The sequence below is a fragment of the Bradyrhizobium sp. genome (genome assembly GCF_036735945.1).
Classification (GTDB): domain Bacteria; phylum Pseudomonadota; class Alphaproteobacteria; order Rhizobiales; family Xanthobacteraceae; genus Bradyrhizobium.
The window spans coordinates 1-22,856 of the sequence record NZ_DAINNI010000074.1 but is presented as its reverse complement, the minus strand read 5'-3'; the positions used below and the strand labels follow the sequence as shown (position 1 = coordinate 22,856).

General features: G+C 64.7%; 20 protein-coding genes. 16 read left to right on the top strand and 4 right to left on the bottom strand.

Going from position 1 to position 22,856, the window contains the following annotated elements:
- The 12 genes from V7E26_RS20615 to V7E26_RS20560 all read left to right on the top strand — a co-directional run.
- Positions 1-137: transcriptional repressor (locus V7E26_RS20615; RefSeq protein WP_324419621.1), on the top strand; the 137-nt coding region annotated here is incomplete at its 5' end.
- Positions 138-157: 20 nt separating this feature from the next.
- The gene (locus V7E26_RS20610) at positions 158-847 is read left to right on the top strand and encodes an HAD family hydrolase (RefSeq protein WP_324419616.1); all 690 of its coding nucleotides are present in this window, start codon (positions 158-160) and stop codon (positions 845-847) included.
- 120 nt (positions 848-967) lie between these two features.
- Entirely contained in the window at positions 968-2,374 is a 1,407-nt protein-coding gene (gene miaB / locus V7E26_RS20605) for a tRNA (N6-isopentenyl adenosine(37)-C2)-methylthiotransferase MiaB (RefSeq protein WP_324419614.1), read from the top strand.
- A 4-nt stretch (positions 2,375-2,378) separates the two neighbouring features.
- Positions 2,379-3,434, top strand: a complete 1,056-nt coding sequence (locus tag V7E26_RS20600; protein ID WP_324419612.1) for a PhoH family protein — start codon at positions 2,379-2,381, stop codon at positions 3,432-3,434.
- An 83-nt stretch (positions 3,435-3,517) separates the two neighbouring features.
- Complete coding sequence (gene ybeY, locus V7E26_RS20595) at positions 3,518-4,039, top strand: rRNA maturation RNase YbeY (protein ID WP_442893444.1); 522 nt, start codon at positions 3,518-3,520, stop codon at positions 4,037-4,039.
- 1 nt (position 4,040) lies between these two features.
- Positions 4,041-5,156, top strand: coding sequence for a hemolysin family protein (locus V7E26_RS20590; RefSeq protein ID WP_324419610.1), 1,116 nt, complete (start codon positions 4,041-4,043; stop codon positions 5,154-5,156).
- A 2-nt stretch (positions 5,157-5,158) separates the two neighbouring features.
- Complete coding sequence (lnt, locus tag V7E26_RS20585) at positions 5,159-6,763, top strand: apolipoprotein N-acyltransferase (protein WP_442893445.1); 1,605 nt, start codon at positions 5,159-5,161, stop codon at positions 6,761-6,763.
- Between the two features lie 245 nt (positions 6,764-7,008).
- On the top strand, positions 7,009-7,422 hold the full coding sequence (locus V7E26_RS20580; protein WP_324419605.1) for a helix-turn-helix domain-containing protein: 414 nt from the start codon (positions 7,009-7,011) through the stop codon (positions 7,420-7,422).
- 143 nt (positions 7,423-7,565) lie between these two features.
- Complete coding sequence (locus V7E26_RS20575) at positions 7,566-8,693, top strand: M20 family metallopeptidase (RefSeq protein ID WP_324419604.1); 1,128 nt, start codon at positions 7,566-7,568, stop codon at positions 8,691-8,693.
- Positions 8,693-9,433, top strand: coding sequence for a tRNA (guanosine(46)-N7)-methyltransferase TrmB (gene trmB / locus V7E26_RS20570; RefSeq protein ID WP_442893443.1), 741 nt, complete (start codon positions 8,693-8,695; stop codon positions 9,431-9,433). Before V7E26_RS20575 ends, trmB begins: the two co-directional genes overlap by 1 nt.
- A gap of 265 nt (positions 9,434-9,698) precedes the next feature.
- Positions 9,699-10,151, top strand: coding sequence for a (2Fe-2S)-binding protein (locus V7E26_RS20565; RefSeq protein WP_324419600.1), 453 nt, complete (start codon positions 9,699-9,701; stop codon positions 10,149-10,151).
- A 2-nt stretch (positions 10,152-10,153) separates the two neighbouring features.
- Positions 10,154-12,472 carry a xanthine dehydrogenase family protein molybdopterin-binding subunit gene (locus tag V7E26_RS20560; RefSeq protein WP_324419598.1) on the top strand — a complete coding sequence of 773 codons (2,319 nt, stop codon included), beginning with the start codon at positions 10,154-10,156 and terminating at the stop codon, positions 12,470-12,472.
- A gap of 85 nt (positions 12,473-12,557) precedes the next feature.
- On the opposite strand, the gene V7E26_RS20555 is transcribed toward V7E26_RS20560, so the two are convergent.
- The 4 genes from V7E26_RS20555 to V7E26_RS20540 all read right to left on the bottom strand — a co-directional run bounded on the left by V7E26_RS20555 (position 12,558) and on the right by V7E26_RS20540 (position 17,212).
- Complete coding sequence (locus tag V7E26_RS20555) at positions 12,558-14,288, bottom strand: methanol/ethanol family PQQ-dependent dehydrogenase (protein WP_324419596.1); 1,731 nt, start codon at positions 14,286-14,288, stop codon at positions 12,558-12,560.
- Positions 14,289-14,355: 67 nt separating this feature from the next.
- Positions 14,356-14,919, bottom strand: coding sequence for a ubiquinol-cytochrome c reductase iron-sulfur subunit (locus V7E26_RS20550; RefSeq protein WP_442893442.1), 564 nt, complete (start codon positions 14,917-14,919; stop codon positions 14,356-14,358).
- A 254-nt stretch (positions 14,920-15,173) separates the two neighbouring features.
- Complete coding sequence (locus tag V7E26_RS20545) at positions 15,174-16,022, bottom strand: phytanoyl-CoA dioxygenase family protein (RefSeq protein ID WP_324419591.1); 849 nt, start codon at positions 16,020-16,022, stop codon at positions 15,174-15,176.
- A gap of 119 nt (positions 16,023-16,141) precedes the next feature.
- Positions 16,142-17,212 (bottom strand): DUF2336 domain-containing protein, encoded by a 1,071-nt coding sequence (locus V7E26_RS20540; protein WP_324419589.1) that lies wholly within the window; start codon positions 17,210-17,212, stop codon positions 16,142-16,144.
- A gap of 336 nt (positions 17,213-17,548) precedes the next feature.
- Between V7E26_RS20540 and rimP the strand changes: the two genes are divergently transcribed.
- From rimP to infB, 4 genes are all read left to right on the top strand, one after another.
- Entirely contained in the window at positions 17,549-18,325 is a 777-nt protein-coding gene (gene rimP / locus V7E26_RS20535) for a ribosome maturation factor RimP (RefSeq protein WP_324419587.1), read from the top strand.
- Between the two features lie 3 nt (positions 18,326-18,328).
- Positions 18,329-19,939 (top strand): transcription termination factor NusA, encoded by a 1,611-nt coding sequence (gene nusA, locus V7E26_RS20530; RefSeq protein ID WP_324419585.1) that lies wholly within the window; start codon positions 18,329-18,331, stop codon positions 19,937-19,939.
- 75 nt (positions 19,940-20,014) lie between these two features.
- Entirely contained in the window at positions 20,015-20,695 is a 681-nt protein-coding gene (locus V7E26_RS20525; RefSeq protein WP_324419583.1) for an RNA-binding protein, read from the top strand.
- 71 nt (positions 20,696-20,766) lie between these two features.
- On the top strand, positions 20,767-22,856 hold a 2,090-nt coding region (gene infB / locus V7E26_RS20520), incomplete at its 3' end, for a translation initiation factor IF-2 (RefSeq protein ID WP_324419581.1).

The following is a 22,856-nucleotide window of genomic DNA, read 5'->3' as shown; positions in this document are numbered from 1 at the left end:
GCGACGGCAAGGTGATCGAGTTCACCTCGGAAGAGATCGAGAAGCTGCAGGCCGAAATCGCCCGCAAGCTCGGCTACAAGCTGGTCGACCACCGGCTGGAGCTGTATTGCGTGCCGCTCGACGAAGACAAAAATTAGTTTTTCGTGAACGGCGTTTCGTGAATTTCGATCTCATCATCTTCGATTGCGACGGCGTGCTGGTCGACAGCGAAGTCATTTCATGCCGCGCGCATGCGGAGACGCTGACGCGTCACGGCTATCCGATCACGCCGGAGCAGGTGTTTCATCGCTTTCTCGGCCGCTCCACGAAGCAGGCGAACGTCGAAGTCGAAGCCGAACTCGGCCGCCCGCTGCCGGATGATTTTCATCTGCAGTTGCAGCAAACGTTGTACCGGACTTTCGAGACCGACCTCGAAGCCGTGCCGCATATTCACGCCGCGCTCGATGCCATCACCCAGCCGGTCTGCGTGGCTTCCAGCGGCTCGCATCAGCGCATGCAGATCAGCCTCGGCCGCACCAGGCTCCACGATCGCTTCGCGCCGAATATTTTTTCGGCCTCGCAGGTCGAGAACGGCAAGCCTGCGCCCGACCTGTTTCTGTTCGCGGCCGAACGGATGAAGGTCCCGCCGCGACGCTGCATCGTGATCGAGGACAGCGTTCCCGGCATATCCGGCGGCCGTGCCGCCGGAATGACCGTGCTCGGCTTCCATGGCGGCAGCCATTGCCGGGACGGCTACGCCAGGCAGCTCCACGACGCCGGAGCCGCCGTGGTCTTCAACGACATGCGACAACTCCCCGAACTGATCGCACGCCTCGACCAGGTGGGAAATAAAGTGAACACTCCGTAACCGGAGCCGTTGTCGGCAGCCCGGAATGACCGGCCCAACCGCTGGATTTTTGGCCATTTAGGCTATATCTGAGGCCCAGCCGCCGCCAGGGCGCTCTTTCCGCCTCCACTTGAAGGTTCCATGAAGCCGCCGCGCAAGCTGCACATCAAATCCTATGGCTGCCAGATGAACGTCTACGATGCGCAACGCATGGTGGACACGCTGGCGGTCGACGGCTTTGTCGAGACCGATAGCGCCGAGGATGCGGATCTCGTCATCCTCAACACCTGCCACATCCGCGAAAAGGCGTCGGAAAAGGTCTATTCCGAACTGGGCCGGCTGCGCCTCGCCAAGGATGAAGCCGCGCGCAACGGCCGCGACATGCGCATCGCAGTGGCGGGCTGCGTGGCGCAGGCCGAGGGCGCGGAGATCATCCGCCGGGCGCCTGTCGTCGACGTCGTGGTCGGGCCGCAGAGCTATCATCACCTGCCGCAACTCCTGGCGCGCGCCAAAAGCGGAGGACGCGCGCTCGAGACCGAGTTCCCGGTCGAGGACAAGTTCGGCTTCCTGCCCCCACCCAAGGCGGATGCGATCCGCGCGCGCGGCATCTCCGCCTTCGTCACCGTGCAGGAAGGCTGCGACAAGTTCTGCACCTTCTGCGTAGTGCCCTACACGCGCGGCGCTGAGGTCTCGCGTCCGGTCGCAAAAATCGTCGACGACGTGAAGCGGCTCGCCGACAACGGCGTGCGCGAGATCACGCTGATCGGACAGAACGTCAACGCCTATCATGGCGAGGGGCCCGATGGACGGGTCTGGCCGCTCGGCAAGCTGCTGCACCGGCTCGCCGAAATCGACGGCATCGTGCGGCTGCGCTACTCGACCAGCCATCCGCGCGACGTCGAGGATTCGCTTCTGACGGCCCACCGCGATCTTCCCGCGCTGATGCCGCTCGTCCATCTCCCGGTGCAATCCGGCTCTGACCGGATTCTCGCCGCCATGAACCGCAAGCATACCGCCGATGATTATCGCCATGTCATCGACCGTTTCCGTACCGTCCGCCAAGACATTGCGTTTTCATCGGATTTTATCGTCGGCTTCCCCGGCGAAACCGCGGGAGAATTCGCCGCCACCCTCGCGCTTGTCACGCAAATCGGCTACGCTGCGGCCTATTCGTTCAAGTATTCGCCGCGGCCCGGCACGCCGGCGGCGGACATGCAGGAGACGGTGTCAGCGGCGGAAATGGACGAGCGATTGGTGCGGCTCCAGGAATTGATCGACAGCCAGCAATCGGCCTTCAACAAGGCCATGATTGGCAGCACTGTCGACGTGCTGTTCGAACGCGCCGCGCGCAACCCCGGCCAGATCGTCGGCCGCACCACCTATCTCCAGCCCGCGCATGTGTTCGCCTCGCCTGACATCATCGGACAGGTGCTGCCGGTCAGGATCGACAGCCTCGAGCGCTACAGCCTGCTCGGCGAACTCGCCGGCTCTGCGCCCTCGCATCCTGTCCAGAAGGCCAATTCTTCTCAAGAAACGCTGGGAGCCTGAACCCTTGCCAAAAAGCGCATCGGATTCACCTTCGCTTGCTCCCAGCCGCAAATTTGATCGCGACATGCAAATTCCGCCGGAGACCCAGGTCGTCATCGATTTCGACGACAACCGCGCCGCTTCCGCGCTGGTCGGCCCTTACGGGCAGAACCTGGCGCTGGTCGAGCGGCGGCTCGGCGTCGTCGTCGATTCCCGCGGCAACCACATCACCATCGCCGGCTCGCGCGACGGCTGCGACGCCGCGCGGCGCGTGCTGGAGACGCTCTATGCGCAGGCCGTGCAGGGCCACGACCTCTCGCAAGGCGAGGTCGAGGGCGCGATCCGCGCCGTGCTCGCGCAGGGCTCGCTGTTCGAGTTCGACGCCAAGACCGCGAAGCCCCAGTTCGAGACCATCAACCTGCGCAAGCGCCCGGTGCGCGCACGCACGGCGGCGCAGGATTCCTACATCCGCGCATTGAAACGCCACGAGATGGTGTTCGGCATCGGCCCGGCCGGCACCGGCAAGACCTGGCTCGCGGTGGCGCACGCCGCGCAACTGTTCGAGCGCAAGGAAGTCGATCGCATCATCCTGTCGCGGCCGGCGGTCGAGGCCGGCGAGCGGCTCGGCTTCCTGCCCGGCGACCTCAGGGAAAAGGTCGATCCATATCTGCGTCCGATCTACGACGCGCTGTACGACCTGATGGATTCGCGCATCGTCGAGCGCGCGCTGCAGGCCGGCGAGATCGAGATCGCGCCGCTGGCCTTCATGCGCGGCCGCACGCTGACCAACGCCGTCATCATCCTCGACGAGGCGCAGAACACCACCTCGATGCAGATGAAGATGTTCCTGACCCGGCTCGGCGAGAACAGCCGCATGATCATCACCGGCGATCCATCGCAGGTCGACCTGCCGAACGGGCAGGCTTCCGGGCTCGCCGAGGCCTGCCGGCTGCTCGACAATGTCGAAGGCATCGCGCAGGTGAAATTTACCGCGGAAGACGTCATCCGCCATGAACTGGTGGCGCGGATCGTCGCCGCCTATGAGGGATTGCCGCAGAAACCGGCAACCGGAAAATCTTGACCCAGAAATCTTCGGCGCAGGGCCTGCGGCAAGCAGGCCGTGCCCGTAACCCGACCATTGCAATGCAAAGCGCTGGAACGCTCGTGTCTTCCGTCCTTCCGCTCACCGAAGTCCTTGTCGTCGCCGATTGCTGGCAGACCGAACCGGACGCCGAGGCGGTGATCCACCGCGCCATCGACGCCGCCGCCGAAATCGCCGATGCCGATGTCGGCGAGGCCGAACTCGCGGTCATGCTGACCGACGATACCGGCATCCGCACGCTCAACAGCAACTGGCGCGGCATCGACAAGCCGACCAACGTGCTGTCGTTTCCGGCGCTGCAGCCGACCGCCGGCGCGCCGCCGGACGCGCCGCGCATGCTCGGCGATATCGCCATCGCCTATCAGACCACGCGCAAGGAGGCGGACGAGGAAGAAAAGCCGTTCGATCACCATCTCAGCCATCTTGCGGTTCACGGGTTCCTGCACCTGATCGGGTACGACCACGAGAATGATGACGACGCCGAAGCCATGGAAGGTCTCGAACGCGAGATCCTCGCACAGCTCGGCATTCCCGATCCGTATGCGGACCGGGACCCCGATGCGGACCGGGAGCGGATGGACTGATATGCCGGACTCCGACCCGATCCAGGATAATCCGCGCGACACCCCCAATCTTCCCGTGGTGGTGCAGGAAGGCGAGGTGCTGCGGCCGCCCGCGGAAAACTGGCTGCTGAGGGCGATCCGCACCCTGTTCGGCTGGAAGTCGGGATCGGTCCGCGCCGACCTCCAGGTCGTGCTCGACGCCTCCACGCCTGACGATGTCGGCTTCTCCGCCATCGAGCGCACCATGCTGCGCAACATCCTCGGCCTCCACGAACGGCGGATCGCCGACGTGATGGTGCATCGCGCCGACATCGTCGCGGTCAAGCGGGACATTCAGCTCGGCGAGCTGATGAGCCTGTTCGAGAGCGCGGCGCATTCGCGGCTCGTGGTCTACAACGAGACCCTCGACGACCCCGAAGGCATCGTTCACATCCGCGACCTCCTGGCGTTCATGACCGCCAGGGCGCGCGTCGGCGAAACCGGCAAGCCGAAGCGGAAAAAGCCGTTTCCGGCGGGGCTCGACCTGCGTGCCGTCGATCTGTCGATGCCGCTTGCCGAGGCCAACATCATCCGCAAGCTGCTCTACGTGCCGCCGTCGATGCGGGCGATCGACCTGCTGGCGCAGATGCAGGCCACCCGCATCCATCTGGCGCTGGTGGTCGACGAATATGGCGGCACCGACGGGCTGGTGTCGATCGAGGATATTGTCGAGCAGATCGTCGGCGAGATCGACGACGAGCACGACAGCGACGAGCCGCCCTCGATCGTGCGACAGGGAGACACGTTCATCGCGGACGCCCGCGCCAGCCTCGAGGATGCGCGCAAGATGATCGGCGAGGAGTTCGTGACCGGCGAGGCCAGCGAGGAAGTCGCCACGCTCGGCGGCTATCTGGTATCCCAGGTCGGCCGGCTGCCGGTGCGCGGCGAGGTGATCGCCGGCCCGGGCAATTTCGAGATCGAGGTGCTCGATGCCGATCCGCGGCGGGTCAAGCGGCTGCGGATCGGGATCCGGAAAGAACGTCCGACCCCGCGCGCGACGCGAGACCGGAGCCGCCGCGAGGCCGCGCCCGACACCAGCGCTCCCCCGACCAACGACAACACGCCGCCGGGCTCCGGTGATGGAGCCGGCCCGCAGTGATCTTGCCCAGCAAATTCCGCATAGCGATACTTGCAATCATCCTGGCCTGGGGCTGGAAGCGCGCGGCGATCGCGCTTGTTGCAGGTGCTCTGTCGTCGCTTGCGATGGCGCCGTTCAATGCCTGGCCGGTCCTGTTCGTGACCTTTCCGGTCGCCGTCTGGCTGATCGACGGGGCGGCGGCCGGGAAATGGCGCGGCTTGCCGGCCGCGGCCATGTCGGGCTTCTGGTTCGGCCTCGGCTATTTCGTGCCCGGGCTCTACTGGATCGGCAACGCCTTCCTGGTGGACGCGCCGACCTTTGCCTGGCTGATGCCGTTCGCGGTGCTCGGCCTGCCGGCCTACCTTGCCTTGTTTCCAGCGCTCGGCTTTGCGCTGGCGCGCCTGCTCTGGACGCGGGATGCCTCCAGGGTACTGGCGCTCGCGGTCGGGCTCACGGTCAGTGAATGGCTGCGCGGCCATCTGCTGTCGGGATTTCCCTGGAATGCCTTCGGCTACGCGCTGTCGGAACCCCTGGCGCTGGCACAGCCCGCCGCGCTGATCGGGCTGTGGGGCATGACCTTCCTTGCGGTCGCGATCTTTGCCAGCCCGGCCGCCCTGATCGACGGTTCCTCGCGCGGCCGAAAGCCGTGGATCGCGCCCGTGGCGGCGCTCGCGCTGCTCATGGCAATGGGCATTTTCGGCGCCGTGCGGCTGTCGCAGCAGCCGACCGTGCTGACCAAGGTGAAGCTGCGCATAATGCAGCCGAACCTGCAGCAGGACGTCAAATTCAACTACGGCGCCAAGGCGGAAGTGATGCGGAAGTATCTGACGCTGTCCGACCGCGCCTCGGGACCGCAATCCACCGGCGTTCGCGACGTGCAGATCCTGATCTGGCCGGAATCGGCTTTCCCGTTTTTCCTGACCCGGGAAGCCGACGCGATGGCTGAGATCGCCGAGCTGCTGCCCCAGGGCACCGTGCTGATGACCGGTTCGGTGCGCGCTCCCGACGGGCCGCCCGGCGCCCGCATCACCCGCGCCTACAATTCGATATATCTGATCGACCATGACGGTGGCGTGCTGTCGGTCTACGACAAGCTGCATCTGGTGCCGTTTGGCGAATATCTGCCGTTTCAGCGATGGATGGAAAAGCTCGGCTTCGAGCAGCTGACCAGGGTCCATGGCGGCTTCATCCCCGGCGACCGCCGCCGCACGATGGAAGTCCCGAATGCGCCGCCCGCGCTGCCGCTGATCTGTTACGAGGCAATTTTTCCCGGAAATGTGGCGGCACGCGACGAGCGCCCCGGCTGGATCATCAATCTGACCAATGACGGCTGGTTCGGAAACTCGACGGGCCCCTACCAGCACCTGCAGCAGGCGCGCCTGCGCGCGATCGAGGAAGGGCTGCCGGTGGTGCGCGCCGCCAACACCGGCATCTCGGCGGTGATCGATCCTTCGGGACGAATTGTGGCACAGCTCGGCCTCGGCATCGAAGGCGTGCTCGACGCCAGCCTGCCTGCGGCGCTGCCGCCGACGATTTATGCTCGCCTTGGAGATATCCCGGCTGCAGCCATTGTGGCGGCCGCCCTGCTGTTCATCTTCAGACGCCGCGTTGCGAAGCACGCTGCCTGAGATTTACGCGTCACATGTTGGCAGCGGTTTACCAAAAAACGTTGCGCGCGCGGTTCCACCAGTTGACAGACAGCCTGCAATTCGCTTTCTGCGGTTGCAAGCCAAGTACAACAACCAGTCAACTTCATTGCTCAGATCGTCCGTAATTTGAGCCGATCCTCCGGGCAGGATTTGACGGTAGCGGCGCCAGAGGCATTTCGCTTCCACTGCCTTACCCGCCGCGCGCATTCCCAGGAGTGATCCAGATGTCGACGAAAGCGCCCAATCCGGTAGACAAATATGTCGGGAGCCGCGTCCGGATGCGCCGCATCATGCTGGGGATGAGCCAGGAAAAACTGGGCGAAGCGCTCGGCCTCACATTCCAGCAGGTGCAGAAATACGAAAAGGGCACCAACCGGGTCGGCGCCAGCCGCCTGCAGCAAATCTCCGAAATCCTGCAGGTGCCGGTGTCGTTTCTGTTCGACGGCGGGCCCAGCGGCGCGGTAAATGGCGAAAGTTTCGAGAGTGCTTCCCCGGCCTATGTGTCCGATTTCCTCGCGACATCAGAGGGTCTTGCGCTGACGCGCGCCTTCACGCGCATCACGGATTCGAAAATGCGACGCTCGATTGTCGATCTGGTCGAGCAGATTGCGTCGCGGGACGGGCCTGATCCGCGCTGATTTTTATCAACTACCCGTTTGATGATTTCGTATTCTGGAATATGCCATGTTTCCCGGTGCGCAATGGCCCGCCTGGGACTGCGCCTCGGCCGGCACGCGATGTGCAATTGCACATCGGCGCATGAGGCCGTATCGGATACGACATGACGACAGACAATCCCTTCGATCCCGCCCCGATCCTCGAGGGCATTCGCCGCTGGGTCGAGATCGAGACCCCGACGGAAGCCCCCGGGCAGATCAACAAGCTCGCTGACCTCGTCACCGAGGGCTATCGCGGCCTGCCTGTGACGATCGAGCGCATCGCCGGCCATTCCGGCTGCGGCGATCATTTGGTGGCGCGCTCGTCCTGGGGACAGGACGCGCCGAGCATCCTGGTGCTGAGCCATCTCGACACCGTGCACCCGATGGGCTTCATTGAACGGTTGCCGTTCCGCGTTGCGGGCGACAGCGCCTTCGGCCCCGGCATCTACGACATGAAGGGCGGCGCCTATCTCGCCTATCATGCCTTCCGTCAGCTCTGCGCCGATATAACGCGGCCGCCGCTCGGCATCACCCAGCTCTACGTGTCGGACGAGGAGATCGGCAGCCCGACCTCGCGGGCGCTGATCGAGGCCGAGGGCCGCAAGGCGAAATACGTGCTGGTCACCGAGCCGGCGCGCGACGGCGGCAGGATCGTCACCGGGCGCAAGGGCGTCGGCCGCTTCGAGGTCTTCATCAGGGGCGTGCCCTCGCACGCGGGATCGCGTCCCGAGGACGGCCGCAGCGCCATCCGCGAACTCGGCCATGTCATTCAAACGCTGGAAGCGATGAACGACCTCAAGCGCGGCATCACCGTCAATGTCGGCGTCGTCCGCGGCGGCACGCGGCCGAACGTGATCGCGGAGGAAGCCTATGCCGAGGTCGATCTGCGCGTGCCGACGATCGCCGATTCGGAGGAGCTGGCCGCCAAAATCCTCAATCTGAAACCGCGCACCGAGGGCGTCACCATCAAGGTGGTCGGCGAGTTGAATCGTCCGCCATACGAGAAAGGCAATGCCGGCGCCGCGCTGTTCGAGCACGCCAGGACGCTGGCCGCCGAGATCGGCTTCGACCTCGTCGACATGTCGACCGGCGGCGGCTCCGACGGCAATTTCACCGCGCCGCATACCGCAACGCTGGACGGGCTCGGCGTCGACGGCCAGGGCGCCCATACCCATTACGAGCAGATCTACATCTCCTCGATCGAGCCGCGGGCGCGGCTGTTGTACCGGCTGTACCAGACGCTGCGATGATGACCGCCCCGCGTGATATCGGCGACAGCGACGCGCCGCCGGATGCGCCGGCGTCGGCCCATGCGCGCGGCTCGTTCTTCGGCCGCCGCAAGGGTCACAGACTGCGCATTCACCAGGCCGACCTGATCGACAATCTGCTGCCGCATCTTGCGCTGGATATCGCAACCCCGGCGCCGGCGCGGCTCGCCGACCTGTTCGAGGGCGCGGCCGAGGATGTCAGGCTCGAGATCGGCTTCGGCGGCGGCGAGCATCTGATCGCGGAGGCGCAGGCTTTTCCGAATATCGGGTTCATCGGCTGCGAGCCCTACGTCAACGGCATGGCGAAGATCCTGACGCAGATCGAGGCGCACAATATCGGCAATATCCGCCTCTACGCCGGCGATGCCGCCGAGCTGCTGGCCTGGGCGCCGCCGGGCTCGCTGGCGCGGATCGACCTGATCCATCCCGATCCCTGGCCGAAGCGGCGGCACTGGAAGCGGCGCTTCGTGCAGGACGCCACCGTGCTGGCAATGGCGCGCATCCTCAAAGCGGGCGGCGAGTTCCGCTTCGTCAGCGACATCGACGATTATTGCGCCTGGACGCTGGCACACCTGATACGCCGTCCCGATTTTCTCTGGACCGCGGAGCGCGCCGCCGACTGGCAAAAGCCGTGGGATGGCTACACCATGACGCGCTACGGCCGCAAAGCTGAACGCGAAGGACGCGTTGCAGCATATTTGCGATTCCGTCGGGTCAACTGACTGCCACCTCTGATCGGCGCGAACGCATCCCAAGCCCACAAGGCTTTGTGACTTCAATTCGCCTTACTTTGCTGTAGCCTTTGAAAACCTTCTTTTGAATAAGAAAAATTCAAAACGGGAGGTTGGGCGCACCGCACACATTTCAAACCGATATCAAGGCCAGCAGTTTCCCGGCGAGGCCGGATTTGCCTGAGATCATGTGCTGATCTCCACAAGGCGCGTCCTCGCTTTCGACATCAACAGCTTATGAAGAGCGAGGCATGTCATGATCAAAGTGAAAATCAACGGCCAGGAACGAAACTGGGACGGCGATCCCGATCTTCCGCTGCTCTGGTTCCTGCGCGACGAGGCCGGGCTGACGGGCACCAAATACGGCTGCGGCCAGGCCTTGTGCGGCGCCTGCACCGTCATCGTCGACAAGCAGGCTATCCGCGCCTGCATCACCTCGGTTTCCGACGTCGTCGGCCGCGATGTGACGACCATCGAAGGCCTTCACCCGACCGGAGATCACGCCGTTCAGAAGGCCTGGCGCCAATTGAACGTTCCGCAATGCGGATTCTGCCAGGCCGGCCAGATCATGCAGGCCGCGGCGCTGCTGATCGAGAATCCAAAGCCCAACCACGACCAGATCCGCGAAGCGATGGCCGGTAACATCTGCCGCTGCGGCTGCTACCAGCGCATCGAGAACGCGGTCCACCTCGCATCGACGGGGGTCTGATCATGAATATTCTCACCAATCCCAGGAAGCTCCGTGGCTTCGAGCGCCACATCAAGGTCGATAACGTTTCACGGCGCAGCATCCTCAAGAGCCTCGGCCTCGCGGGCGGTTTCGTTCTGGCCGCGCCCGTGATGTCGCGCCCCGCGCTTGCCGCGTACCAGACCGGCGCTGACAAGATGCCGCATGGCACGGTGGTCGATCCACGCGTGTTCGTCGCGATCGCCCCCGACGGCATCGTCACCATCGTCGCGCATCGCGCCGAGATGGGCACCGGCGTGCGCACCAGCCTGCCGATGATCGTCGCCGAAGAGATGGACGCCGACTGGTCCCGCGTTCGCGTGCAGCAGGCGCATGGCGACGAGGCCAAGTTCGGCAACCAGGATACCGACGGATCGCGCAGCACGCGTCACTATCTGATGCCGATGCGTCAGATCGGCGCGTCGGCCCGCGCCATGCTCGAAGCTGCCGCGGCGAAGCGCTGGGGCGTGCCGGCAACCGAGGTGAAGGCCGTCAATCACGAGGTCGTCCACAGCGCGACCAGCCGCCGTATCGGCTACGGCGATCTGGCGGCCGACGCCGCCAAGGAGTCGGTCCCGAGCATCGAAGGCCTGAAGCTGAAAGACCCGAAGGACTTCCGCTATCTGGGCAAGGGCCAGATCAGCATGGTCGACCTCCGCGACATCACCGTAGGCGCCGCGCGCTACGGCGCCGACGTTCGCCTGCCCGGCATGAAATATGCCGTCATCGCCCGGCCGCCGGTAACCGGCGGCAAGGTCGCGTCGTTCGACGGCGCCGCGGCGATGAAGGTCTCCGGCGTCGAGAAGGTCATGGAGGTCAAGGGCTGGCCGTGGCCCTCGAAATTCCAGCCGCTCGGCGGCGTCGCGGTGATCGCGCGCAATACCGGCGCGGCGATCAAGGGCCGCGATGCCCTGAAGATCGTCTGGGACGACGGCCCCAACGGCAAATACGAGTCGGTCGCCTACCGGGCCGAACTCGAGGAAGCCGCCCGCAAGCCGGGCCTCGTCGTGCGCAAGGAGGGCGACGCCGAAGCCGCCCTGAAAGCCGCCGACAAGGTGATCGTCGGCGAATATTACCTGCCGCACCTCGCCCATGTCGCCATGGAGCCGCCGGTCGCGGTGGCCGACGTCAAGGGCGACAAGGCCGAGATCTGGGGCCCGGTGCAAAGCGCCGGCGGAACGCGCGAGGACGTCGCAAAGACGCTCGGCATTCCCGAGGAGAATGTCACCGTCAATGTCACGCTGCTCGGCGGCGGCTTCGGCCGCAAGTCGAAATGCGACTACGCCATCGAAGCGGCGCTGCTTTCAAAGGAACTCGGCGCCCCCGTCAAGGTGCAATGGACGCGCGAAGACGACGTTCGCAACGGCTTCCTGCACACCGTGTCGGTGGAACGCATCGAGGCCGGCCTCGACAAGAGCGGCAAGGTGACGGCCTGGCGGCATCGCAGCGTCGCGCCGACCATCGCTTCCACGTTTGCTGCCGGCGCGAAAAATCAGGCGCCATTCGAACTCGGCATGGGGCTGGTCGACATGCCCTTCGAGATCGCCAACATCCAGTGCGAAAATCCGGAAGCGGCCGCGCATACCCGCGTCGGCTGGTTCCGTTCGGTGTCGAACATCCCGCGCGCCTTCGCGGTGCAGTCCATGGTCGGTGAAATCGCCCATGCCACCGGCCGCGATCAGAAGACCACGCTGCTCGAACTGATCGGCTCTCCGCGGATCGTCAAACTCGATTCCGTGAAGGACCTCTGGAACTATGGCGAGCCCTATGACAGCTATCCGATCGACACCGCGCGGCTGCGCAAGGTCGTCGAGATGGTGGCGGACAAGGGCGGCTGGGGCCGAACCGTTCCCAAGGGACACGGGCTCGGCATTGCCGCGCATCGCAGCTTCGTCAGCTATGTCGCCACGATCGTCGAGGTCGCCGTCGACGACAAGGGCAAGCTGACCGTGCCGCGGGTCGATACCGCGATCGATTGCGGAACCTACGTCAATCCGGAGCGGATCCAGTCGCAGATCGAAGGCGCCGCCATCATGGGCTTGAGCCTCGTCAAGCATGGTGCGATCACCTTCAAGGACGGCAAGGTGCAGCAGGGCAATTACGACAACTTCCCGGTGATCCGGATCGACGAAGCGCCCGGCGTGACCAATGTCTACATCGCGCCTGCCGGCGCCGACACGCCGCCGAGCGGTGTCGGTGAGCCGGGCGTACCGCCCTTCGCGCCGGCGCTGATCAACGCGATCTTCGCCGCGACCGGCAAACGCATTCGCGCGCTGCCGATCGGCAAGCAATTGGAGGCGTAAAAGGCACGCCTGCCGTTACAAAAGGGCGCCGAACATTTCGTTCGACGCCCTTTTTCTCATCCCCAGTCGATAGCCGTCAGCCCGATCACTTCTTGACGGCAAACACCCAGACGACACCGCCCTGCGGCACGTTGTTCTCGACACCGATGCTGTTCTGGGTCGCCAGGGCATCCTGGATGCGTTGAGCATCGACGCCCCAGCCGGACTGCACCGCGATATATTGCGTGCCGTCCACTTCATAGGCGACGGGCATGCCCATGATGCCGGAGTTGGTCTTCTGCTCCCAGAGCAGTTCGCCGGTCTTGGCGTGGAACGCCCGGAACATCCGGTCGTTGGTGCCGCCGACCAGCACCAGATCGCCGGCCGTTGCCGTCACCGAACCGAACAGTTGCGATTTCGGGAAGTTGTGCGACCAGACCTTCTTGCCCGTTGCCGGATCCCACGCCTGCAGTTCGCCGAAATGCGTGGCGCCGGGACGAACCTTCAGCCCGATGTCTTCCGGCTTGGTCCCGAGCCAGAGCTGGCCTGCCACCAGCGGCACCTTCTCGCCGGTGAAGCCGCCGCAGAAATTTTCGTTGGCGGGGACGTAAACCAGCCTGGTGTTCTGGCTATAGGCCGCCGACGGCCAGTCCTTGCCGCCCCATAGCGAGGGACAGAACTCCACCCGCTTGCCCAGGACCGGCTTGTGATCCGGGTCGACAATCGGCCTGCCCGTCTCGGCTTCGATGCCTTTCCAGACGTCGGTATGAACAAACGGCCAGCCGGCGACATAGTTGATCTTGTCCGGCTTGCGCTCGAGCACCCAGAAGATCGCGTTGCGTCCAGGATGGATCAGGCTCTTGAAGGTGCGGCCATCCCGCTGCACGTCGACCAGCATCGGCGCGTCGACCTCGTCCCAATCCCAGGAATCGTTCTGATGATACTGGAAGTGGGTCTTGATCTTGCCGGTGTCGGGATCGAGCGCGAGCACCGCGCTGGTGTAGAGGTTGTCGCCGGGGTGAGTGTTGCCCGGCCACGGCGCGGCGTTGCCGACGCCCCAATAGACCGTCCTGGTCTCGGGATCGTAATTGCCCGTCATCCACGCCGAGCCGCCGCCGGATTTCCAGTCGTCGCCGCTCCATGTGTCATGGCCCGGCTCGCCCGGCCCCGGGATGGTGAAGGTTCGCCATAATTCCTTGCCGGTGTCGGCGTCATAAGCGACGACGTAGCCGCGAACGCCGAACTCGCCGCCCGAGCCGCCGACGATCACCTTGCCGTCGACGATCAAGGGCATCAGCGTCAGATACTGGCCCTTCTTGTAATCCTGAACCTTGGTATCCCAGAGCACCTTGCCGGTCTTGGCGTCGAGGGCGACCACATGATCGTCTGTCGTCGCCAGATATAATTTGTCCTGCCACAGCCCGACGCCGCGGTTGGTCGGATGCAGCTGGAACAGATCGTCCGGCAACTGCCGCTTGTATCGCCAGTACTCATCGCCAGTCTTGGCGTTGAGCGCGATCACCTGCCCCATCGGGGTCGTGATGAACATGACGCCATTGTTGACGATCGGCGGTGCCTCGTGGCCTTCGGTCACGCCGGTCGAGAACGTCCACGCCGGCGTCATGCTCTTGACGTTCGTGGTGTTGATCTGGTTGAGCGGGCTATATCCCTGACCGTCATAGGTCCGGCGATAGAGCATCCAGTTGGCGGGCTCCGGATTCTTCAGCCGATCGGCGGTGACCGGACTGTAATTCTCGATCGGGCCGGCACTGCAGGTGATTGAGAACAGGCATGTTGACGCGAGCAAGCCCGGCAACAGCCACTGCTTCATGGTCATAGACGCTACCTCCCTGTTTTGTTTTTCTTCACCCTTGTCGTTGTGCGGCATTGCCTGCCGGCTTCCGTCATCCTCCCTGCTGCACTCCCGGTTTTCCAATGAACGCTCCGGCAATGGTGAGCGAGCCGTCGGCCATCACCAGCGGCAACGCCGCGAGGCGCCGAGGCGCCGGACCGAACACCACTTGCGCGCTCCGGCGCGGGTCGAACTCGGAATTATGGCAAAAACACTTGAGAACTTCCTTGTCGCCCTGCGCCGCCTTCACCCACGCCGTGATCAGACAACCGGCGTGGGAACAGATCGCCGAGTAGGCGACGATGCCGTCGGCCGAACGTGGGCGCGTATCGTCATCGAGCTCCGCCGGATCAAGCTTGACGACTACGAGCTCATTCAACCGCGAGCCTTTGCGTATCACCGCGGTCTTGGGATCCCTTGGCCAGGCGCGCACGGCTGGCCCGCCGAGTTTCAGGTCCTCTGGCTTGATCACTTCACCGGCGCGATCGCCATCGGCGAACACCAGGACATCGGCCTTTTGCGGCCGCAGGTCGCTTCCAGGAGGGTCTTCTTCGGCAGCGGCTGGTCGAGACGACGATGCGCACACCGCAGTGGCCAAGGCGGTCAGGATGATCATGCGCCGCGTCTGGTCGGAAGGCGATGACATTCTCGTCTCGCTTTCTGCACTGATGCCATGAGGTGGTGGCGAATGCGCGAAGATCAGACAAGCTGAACGGGTGAACCCGGCCAAAAAGAGGCGGCGAGCAAGTTTTGGCTCGCACAACCTGCTAATTTTTTTTCAGCAGCCGAAGATCTTATCTCACGCATTCACAGCATGCCGCACGCGCGAACACGGTATGCGGGATACAAGACGCCAGACTGTTTGCGCGGTTACGACTTCGTCGTCTCGGCCGTCCGCGCCTTCCTGACGTCGGTCGCTTCCCAGACCATGCGCTTGCCGCGCTCGCGGCCGAGCAATTCGATCGGGTCGTGGTTGTCGATGTGGCCGAATTGCCCCTTGTAGACGCTGTAGCCGCACAGTTCCTGCAGCCGCCGCGGAAAGCGTTTCGCAGTCTCGAGGGGAATGCCGAGCTGCAGATTCTCCTGCTGCCGCATCCAGCCCCAGCAATAGGCGCAGGAGAAGGCGAAGCGGCGCTCATCGGAATGGTTGGCGCCGCCGCCGTGCCAGAGCGCGCTATCGAACAGCATCACGCTGCCGGCCGGCATCGTCGCGATGACGGCGTCATAGTCCCGGCCATATTCCGGCGAGGAAGCGTATTTGTGACTGCCCGGAATGATCCGCGTCGCACCATTGTCCTCGCGGAAATCCGACAGCGCCCAGATCGCGTTGATGGTGATCGGAATGTGCGGCCGCGGCAGCGGAATAAGCTGCGTGTCCTCGTGAATCGGCTGCGCCTCCTGCCCTGGCCCCAGCACCAGCGAGCAGAACGACGACAACAGGCACTCCTTGTCGAGCACGCGCTCCACCACCGGCAGCACGTTCTGGTGCAGCGGCACCTCCCAGAACAGATCGTCATAGGTGAGGAGGTTGTTGATGCGGACGGTCTTGAAGCCTTCGAACGAGGTCTTGGCCGGGCCGAGATGGTGCTCGCGTTCGGTGCGCTGCAGCGCCGCGATCAGCCCCTCGACCAGGCCGGGGCTCGCCGCCCCTTCGATGACGGCGTATCCGTCGTCGCGGATCCCGTCGGCATGGGCCTGAACCTGCGCTTCTGTCAGCATTTCGTGCTCCCGGAGATGACGCTGTATCGCGTCTTGGCCCGGAGCATAGCGCGCGCATTCGACAATTGGGAAGGCGTTCCGCTCGCACCGTCACCGCGGGGAAAGGGCCTGAGGCCGGATTACCGCGTCTTCCAGAACGCCAGGACGCGCTGGGCGGTCGAGGGCATCAGACGGACGTAGTTCATCCGCGCCTCTTCGATGTCGGTCGGAGATCCGGGCCGGTTCGAACCGAGCCGCAGCAGGATCAGCGCACGCACCGTCGCCCATTCGAGATCGATCGACTTGCCCGCGATCAGGATCGGATCGAAGCGTTCGCCGCTGATCAGGCGGTGGAGGGTTTCGATCCTGACGCCGGTCATCGCCGACAGCGCGGCGATCGATTCCTCATATTTGAAGGCGCGGGCAAAATTGAGCAGCGCGCCTTCGCCGAGCGCGCCTTCGCGGTGCAGCTTGACCACCGTACGCTGCGCCGAGCTGAAATCGCGCCGTTCCTCGCGTTCGGACGGTGCGTTGATGATGGTCATCGCCTGCCTGATATCGGCCTGCCGCTCCGGCTTGACGACCTGGAACAGGCGGCGGCGGACGACGTCGATGGAGCCGGAGAGCAGCTCCCTCAAGTGCTCGGACGACAGATCATCGCGCTGTCCGAGCCTGATTGTCAGCACGCCGTCCTGGCCGGCGCGCTTGATCAGCGTCGAATAGCTGCTTGAGGAAAAGGCCGCGCCGGCATTGCCGGCCGTGCGCCGGATGACATCGCGATCGCCTCGGGTGACCATGACGTCGGTGAGATCGGTCGAGAGCGTGGGCCGCTCGGCCATCGCCAGCAGATGCTGCTGGCCCTTTTCGGAGGCGATTTCGATCAGCATCCTCTCGTCGACCAGCGGCGAACGGCGAAGCAGCGGCCCCGCGATGGCAATTTCATCGTCATGCGCGAGCTGGCCGACCAGGCCGCGCGGCGCATTCGCCAGCAGCGACAGCCGTTCGGCGAGTTCAGCACGTGCTTCGAGTTCGGCATGCGGAACGAGATTGGTGAGAACGCCGTCGAACAGGTCGACGTGGGCGGGGTGGAAATTCGCTGCCCCCTGCAGGAAAAGCTCGCTGACGCGGCGCGCGGCATCGGCGCGGCGCTTCGGATCGCCACGACTGACGATGTCGTCGAGTTCCGGGATCAGCGATGGTGAAATAGTCATAGCCCCGCCCAAACCGGCCGATCTGGCTGGTTTTTCGGGAAATCTAGGCAACGTTCGTGAATGAAGGGTTAGGCCGAATTCCCCTCGCAAAGCGTGGCAAAATCGGTCTTAACGGAATTGCGGGCCTTGTCGGGTTGCGGGAAAACCGCTATATCCACGGCAACTTATGGTTCTCATACGATCGCGTATTGAGAGTGGGCCCCCCGGGACCCGCTCTTTTTTATTACCTGAACCTGCCCTGCCCAGAACGGGCGCCGGGGCGGTTCGGGGAACTGGCCGGACCTTCGGTTGGGCCCGGCCTAAACCCATGCAAGCAAAACGCTTTTGACCCTGGACATGATCGAACCGACCGCCGTTTCCGTGGATGCCGACCTGCTCGCCGAGCCCCGTCTCGTCGTCGAGCCGGGCGTGGCGGCGCGGGTTTCGGCGGTGGCCGCCCCGGTGCTGCAGGGAATGGGATACCGTTTGGTCCGTATCAGGATATCGGGCGAGGCCGGCTGCACCGTCCAGATCATGGCCGAGCGGCCCGACGGGTCGATGCAAATCGAGGATTGCGAGGCGATCTCGCGGGCGCTGTCGCCGGTGCTCGACGTCGCCGATCCGATCGAGCGCGCCTACCGCCTGGAGATATCCTCGCCCGGCATCGACCGCCCGCTGGTGCGCCGCTCCGACTTCGAACGTTACAACGGTCATCTCGTGAAGGTCGAAATGGCCGTCGCCCACCAGGGCCGCAAACGTTTCCGTGGTACGCTGGCCGGCGTCGAAGGCGACACCGTGCGGTTACATCGGGATGACACACGCGCGGACGAAGATGCCGACGTGCTTCTGGTGATGGAGGACATCGCCGACGCACGGCTGGTTCTGACTGACGAATTGATTGCGGAGTCGATGCGGCGCGGCAAGCAGGCCGAGCGCGAATTGAAACAAAATCTCGGGCTGGCGCCGCCGCCTCCGCCGCACGCGAAGAAGAGCGATCCGGCCAGGAAAGACAACAAGAGTAACAAACCGAAGCCGAAATCCGGCAAGAAGCCGGAGCCGACCAATACCAAGAGACACCGCCTCGCCGCAGAAAGACTGCGCAGGGGCGACATCGATCCTACTGAAGGAGACTAGGCCATGGCAGTCAGTGCCAACAAACTCGAACTGCTGCAGATCGCGGATGCGGTCGCCCGCGAAAAGTCGATCGACCGCGGGATCGTGATCGCTGCGATGGAAGACGCGATCGCGAAAGCGGCCCGCGCCCGCTATGGCAGCGAGACCGACGTTCACGCCGAAATCGACGCCAAGAAGGGTGAGCTGCGGCTGTCGCGCCACATGCTGGTCGTCGAGCAGGTCGAGAATTCGTCGAACCAGATTTCGCTGGCGGATGCGCAGCGCGCCAACCCCGGCGCCCAGGTCGGCGACACCATCGCCGACACCCTGCCGCCGCTGGAGTATGGCCGCATCGCCGCGCAATCCGCCAAGCAGGTGATCGTGCAGAAGGTGCGCGAGGCCGAGCGCGACCGGCAGTATCAGGAATTCAAGGACCGCATCGGCGACATCGTCAACGGCGTCGTCAAGCGCGTCGAATATGGCAGCGTGATCGTCGACCTCGGCCGCGGCGAAGCCATCATCCGCCGCGACGAGATGCTGCCGCGCGAGGTGTTCCGCAACGGCGACCGCGTCCGCGCCTATATCTTCGACGTCCGCCGCGAAACCCGCGGCCCGCAGATCTTCCTCTCCCGCACCCATCCGCAATTCATGGCAAAACTGTTCGCGCAGGAAGTGCCGGAAATCTATGACGGCATCGTCGAGATCAAGGCCGTGGCCCGCGATCCCGGCTCGCGCGCCAAAATCGGCGTGATTTCCCGGGATTCCTCGGTGGATCCGGTCGGCGCCTGCGTCGGCATGCGCGGCTCGCGCGTGCAGGCCGTGGTGAACGAGCTGCAGGGCGAGAAGATCGACATCATCCCGTGGTCGCCAGACATCGCGACCTTCGTCGTCAACGCGCTGGCGCCCGCCGAAGTCGCCAAGGTCGTGATCGACGAGGACCGCGAGCGGATCGAGGTCGTCGTTCCCGATACCAACAACCAGCTCTCGCTGGCGATCGGCCGGCGCGGCCAGAACGTGCGCCTCGCCTCGCAGCTGACCGGCTGGGACATCGACATCCTGACCGAACAGGAAGAATCCGAGCGTCGTCAGGCTGACTTCGAGAATTCAACGCGCGTCTTCATGGAAGCGCTCAATGTCGACGAGGTGGTCGGTCAATTGCTGGCGTCGGAAGGCTTTACCTCGGTCGAGGAGCTTGCATTGGTCGACAGCAAGGAACTGGCCGGCATCGAGGGTTTCGATGACGAGACCGCCAACGAACTGCAGAGCCGGGCGAGGGAATATCTCGAACAGCTCGAGACCGAACTGGAAAACAGGCGCAAGGAACTCGGCGTGGAAGATGCGATGAAGACAGTCCCGGGCGTGACGTCGAAGATGCTGGTGAAGTTCGGCGAGAACGACATCAAGACCGTCGAGGATCTGGCGGGCTGCGCGACCGACGATCTGGTCGGCTGGACCGAGCGCAAGGAAGGCAGCGAGCCGACCAAGCACCCCGGCATCCTCGACGCCAACGAAATCTCGCGCGACGACGCCGAGCGCCTGATCATGCAGGCGCGCGTCATCGCCGGCTGGATTACCGAAGCCGAGCTTGCCAAGCAGACCGAGGCGGCCGAGGCCCCCGAAGACCAGACCGCGTAATGCGGCTGTTACGCGCCAGTCCATATCTTTTCTGCGCGCAGCCCGTGCGCAGATGACAGGAGCCATCAAACAGGCATGCTCGCTTTGGCTGACACCGATCTCGACCATGGGCCGCGGACCGACAGGTCCGCGACCATGCGTATGTGCGCGGTCAGCCGCGAGGTGCGCCCGATCGATGAGCTGATCCGCTTTGTGGTCGCCCCGTCGGGCGACGTCGTCGCTGATCTGAAACGCAAATTGCCCGGCCGCGGCCTCTGGGTCACAGCCTCGCGCCGCACCATTGCAGAAGCGGTGCGGCGTCACCAATTTAGCCGAGGGTTCAAGCGCGACGTCCGCGTTGCGGCCACCCTCCCCGCCGATACCGAGGCCTTGCTGGAACGAAGCTGTACCGAGGCATTGGCCATGGCCGCCAAGGCCGGCCAGGTCGTTTCCGGCTATGCCAAGGTCGAGGCCCTGCTCGAACAGGGCAGAGCCGAAGCCCTGATTCACGCTTCCGACGGCGCGGCCGACGGAATCCGCAAATTGGACGCGATCGCCGGGCAAAGGAGCCGAAATATCGACGATTCGCGCGTTTTGCCGATTCTTACTGCTTTAACCTCGGCACAATTGGATTTGGCACTGGGCCGGTCAAATGTGATACATGCTGCGCTGCTCGCGGGCCCGGCGAGCAAAACGTTCCTGTCGCGCTGCCATATCCTGGTTCGATACCGGATGGACGATGACGACGGGACCGGGGATGGCGGCCAGAAATTCTGACGACGATCGGTTCCGAATTGCTGTGATGACGGCGCGGAAGCGCACAACGCTAACGAGATTAGGACTGCTGAATGGTTGATACCAAAACGCCTGGCGATAAGACTTTGAGTGTCCCGACCAAGACCTTGTCGCTGAAGCCGCGGGTCGAGACGGGCACCGTGCGCCAGAGTTTCAGCCATGGCCGGACCAAGCAGGTCGTGGTCGAAAAGCGCGGCAAGCGCCGCGTCGGCGGTGACGCGCCGGCGACAGAGACGCATGCGCCGGAGCCGGTGGCTGCCAAGCCGGCGGCCGCCGCGAAGGCGCCGCTCTCCCGGCCGGGCGCCGCGCCCGCCGCGCCGCGCAGCGGCTCGGGCGTCGTGCTGCGCACGTTGACCGAAGACGAACGCTCCGCCCGCGCCAGCGCGCTGGCCGACGCCAAGGTGCGCGAAGTCGAGGAACGGCGGCAGGCCGAGGAAGAAGCCAAGCGCCGCGCCGTCCGCGAGAGCGCCGAGAAGGCCGAACGTGAGGCCGCCGAAGCCCGCCGCAAGGCCGAGGAAGAACGTCACAGGCACGAAGAGGAAGCCAGGCGCAAGGCCGAAGGCGAAGCCAAGAAGCGGTTCGGCGAAGGCGAGGCCAAGCCTGCGGCACCGGTAGCGGCAGCCGCAGCCGCTGCTACAGCCCGCCCCGCCACCACGGCCCGCCCCGCCGCCGCCCGGCCGGCCGGAGCCCGTCCGGCTACGGCAGCACCGGTCGCCCGTGCGCCGGGCGTTGCCGCCGACGCTTCCGATGAGGATGAAGGTCCGCGCCAGATCAGGCGTGGCCCCGGCGGCGCCATGCGCCCCGTGATCCCTCCCAAAACCACGCACAAGCCCGGCCCGCAGAAGGAACGCGGCCGCCTGACCGTTGTCACCGCGCTCAATGACGATGTGCGCGAGCGTTCGATCGCCTCGTTCCGCCGCCGCACCCAGCGCCTGAAGGGCCATGCCTCGAACGAGGCCAAGGAAAAGCTGATCCGCGAAGTGATTATTCCCGAAGCCATCACCATCCAGGAACTCGCCAACCGCATGTCGGAGCGCGCGGTCGACGTCATCCGCATGCTGATGAAGCAGGGCGCGATGCACAAGATCACCGACGTGATCGACGCCGACACCGCGCAACTGATCGCCGAGGAACTGGGCCACACCGTCAAGCGCGTCGCCGCTTCAGACGTTGAAGAGGGCCTGTTCGACGTCGTCGACGATTCCACCGATACCGAGCCGCGCTCGCCGGTCGTCACCGTGATGGGTCACGTCGACCACGGCAAGACCTCGCTGCTCGACGCGCTGCGCCACGCCAACGTGGTGTCGGGCGAAGCCGGCGGCATCACCCAGCATATCGGCGCCTATCAGGTGACCTCGCCGGAAAGCGGCAAGAAGATCACCTTCATCGATACGCCCGGCCACGCCGCGTTCACCGCGATGCGCGCGCGCGGCGCCAAGGTCACCGACATCGTCATCCTCGTCGTCGCAGCCGATGACGGCGTGATGCCGCAGACCATCGAGGCCATCAACCACGCCAAGGCGGCGAAGGTGCCGATGATCGTGGCGATCAACAAGATCGACAAGCCCGACGCCAGGCCGGAGCGCGTGCGCACCGAACTGCTGCAGCACGAGGTCCAGGTCGAATCGTTCGGCGGCGATGTCGTCGATGTCGAGGTTTCCGCCAAGAACGGGACCAATCTCGACAAGCTGCTGGAGATGATCGCGCTGCAGGCCGAACTGCTCGAACTCAAGACCAATTCGGAACGGCCCGCCGAGGGCACCGTGATCGAAGCCAAGCTCGATCGTGGCCGCGGTCCGGTCGCGACCGTGCTGGTCCAGCGCGGCACGCTGCGGGTCGGCGATATTATCGTCGCCGGCGCCGAGATGGGCCGCGTCCGCGCGCTGATCTCCGACCAGGGCGACAATCTCGACGAGGCCGGTCCTTCGGTGCCGGTCGAGGTGCTCGGCTTCAACGGCCCGCCGGAAGCGGGCGACCGCCTCGCGGTGGTCGAGAACGAAGCCCGCGCCCGCCAGGTCACGAGCTACCGCGCCCACCAGAAGCGCGAGAATGCCGCCGCCTCGATCTCCGGCATGCGCGGCTCGCTCGAGCAGATGATGTCGCAGCTCAAGACCGCGGGCCGCAAGGAATTCCCGCTGATCGT

Coding starts and splice junctions, on each gene's coding strand:
- V7E26_RS20540 (WP_324419589.1), bottom strand. CDS start 17,212: ATGACTATTTCACCATCGCTGATCCCGGAACTCGACGACATCGTCAGT.
- miaB (WP_324419614.1), top strand. CDS start 968: ATGAAGCCGCCGCGCAAGCTGCACATCAAATCCTATGGCTGCCAGATG.
- V7E26_RS20590 (WP_324419610.1), top strand. CDS start 4,041: ATGCCGGACTCCGACCCGATCCAGGATAATCCGCGCGACACCCCCAAT.
- V7E26_RS20525 (WP_324419583.1), top strand. CDS start 20,015: ATGCTCGCTTTGGCTGACACCGATCTCGACCATGGGCCGCGGACCGAC.
- V7E26_RS20555 (WP_324419596.1), bottom strand. CDS start 14,288: ATGACCATGAAGCAGTGGCTGTTGCCGGGCTTGCTCGCGTCAACATGC.
- V7E26_RS20575 (WP_324419604.1), top strand. CDS start 7,566: ATGACGACAGACAATCCCTTCGATCCCGCCCCGATCCTCGAGGGCATT.
- V7E26_RS20560 (WP_324419598.1), top strand. CDS start 10,154: ATGAATATTCTCACCAATCCCAGGAAGCTCCGTGGCTTCGAGCGCCAC.
- nusA (WP_324419585.1), top strand. CDS start 18,329: ATGGCAGTCAGTGCCAACAAACTCGAACTGCTGCAGATCGCGGATGCG.
- V7E26_RS20550 (WP_442893442.1), bottom strand. CDS start 14,919: ATGATCATCCTGACCGCCTTGGCCACTGCGGTGTGCGCATCGTCGTCT.
- rimP (WP_324419587.1), top strand. CDS start 17,549: ATGATCGAACCGACCGCCGTTTCCGTGGATGCCGACCTGCTCGCCGAG.
- V7E26_RS20580 (WP_324419605.1), top strand. CDS start 7,009: ATGTCGACGAAAGCGCCCAATCCGGTAGACAAATATGTCGGGAGCCGC.
- V7E26_RS20545 (WP_324419591.1), bottom strand. CDS start 16,022: ATGCTGACAGAAGCGCAGGTTCAGGCCCATGCCGACGGGATCCGCGAC.
- V7E26_RS20565 (WP_324419600.1), top strand. CDS start 9,699: ATGATCAAAGTGAAAATCAACGGCCAGGAACGAAACTGGGACGGCGAT.
- trmB (WP_442893443.1), top strand. CDS start 8,693: ATGACCGCCCCGCGTGATATCGGCGACAGCGACGCGCCGCCGGATGCG.